The sequence below is a fragment of the Methylobacterium sp. WL116 genome, from assembly GCF_008039455.1.
GTDB lineage: Bacteria > Pseudomonadota > Alphaproteobacteria > Rhizobiales > Beijerinckiaceae > Methylobacterium.
Map to the genome: position 1 here is coordinate 1 of NZ_VRUV01000845.1, position 1,300 is coordinate 1,300.

At 76.0% G+C, this 1,300-nt stretch carries 2 protein-coding genes; one reads left to right on the top strand and one right to left on the bottom strand.

Annotation, left to right across the window (positions count from 1 at the left end):
* The coding region (locus FV223_RS27855; protein ID WP_246689840.1) for a HisA/HisF-related TIM barrel protein at nt 1–431 on the bottom strand (431 nt) is incomplete at its 3' end.
* A gap of 14 nt (nt 432–445) precedes the next feature.
* Between FV223_RS27855 and FV223_RS27860 the strand changes: the two genes are divergently transcribed.
* Nucleotides 446–1,300: hydantoinase/oxoprolinase family protein (locus FV223_RS27860; protein WP_147729902.1), on the top strand; the 855-nt coding region annotated here is incomplete at its 3' end.

Consider the following 1,300-nt stretch of genomic DNA (forward strand, 5'->3'; position numbering starts at 1 on the left):
AGCGAGAGCACGGCCCGGTCGCCGAGGCGGACGACGAGGCCCTCGTCGGCCTGGCTCTCGCTGCCGATCACGGGGCGGCCGAGCCCGGCGGCGAGGAAGGCCTCGACCGTCGCCGCCTCGGCGAAGCCCGCATCGACCCAGAGGCCGATGCCGGGGCAGGCCCGCGCGATCGCCGCCAGCGCCCCGAGGTCGGGGGGTGTGCCGTCAACGATCGCGTCGAGGTCGGCGACGTAGAGCGTCAGCGCCGGGACCGCGGCGAGGAGGCCGCGGGCGATGTCGGCCGGCGCCGAGCCCTTTGCCAACGGGGTCTCGATCGGGGCATAGCTCTGTCGCTCGCCGGCGCGTGCCCGCACCACCCGCCCGTGGCGCAGGTCGATCACCGGAATCACCGCGAACGGCGTCGTCGCGCCCTCGCCCTCTGCGTCGCCCATCAGTGAGATCGCCCTTGCCCGCCGCGCATCCGCTTCCCCGCCCTGCCAGGACGATCGGATGGGATCTCGGCGGGGTGCACGTCAAGGCGGCGCTGGTCGAGGGCGGCATCGTCCGCGCGGTGGTGCAGGCGCCGTGCCCGCTCTGGCGCGGGCTGCCCGCCCTCGACGCCACCTTCGCCGGGCTGCCCGACTGGGCGCGGGGGGAGGCGGCGCACGCCGTGACGATGACCGGCGAGCTCACCGACTGCTTCGCCGACCGGACGGACGGCGTCGCGCAGCTCGCGGGCTGGGCGGCGACGCACCTGGCCGGCGAGGTCGCAATCTATGCCGGGCGCGCCGGCTTCGTCACGCCGCGGGATGCGGAGCCGAACGCCGCGGAGATCGCCTCGGCGAACTGGCACGCCACCGCGGCCCTGCTCGGGCGGCACGTGCCCGACGCGCTGCTCGTCGACGTCGGCTCGACCACCGCCGACCTGATCCCGATCGTCGGAGGCCGCGCCGCCGCCGCCGGCTACAGCGACGCCGAGCGGCTGGAGACGGGGGAGCTCGTCTATACCGGCGTCGTGCGCACGCCGCTGCTGGCGCTTTCCGACCATGCGCCGTTCCGGGGCCGCCGCACCCGGCTGATGTCCGAGACCTTCGCGCACGCGGCCGACGTCCACCGCATCACCGGCGACCTTCCCGAGGGCGCCGACCAGCAGGCGAGCGGCGACGGCAAGGGCAAGTCGGTGCCCGAAAGCGAGACGCGGCTCGCCCGGATGATCGGCCGCGACCGCGGGGAGGGGACGGACGAGGACTGGCGGGCGCTTGCCGGCCACTTCGCCGAGGCGCAGCTGCGCCTGCTCCACGACGCGGCCGCCACCCTGCTC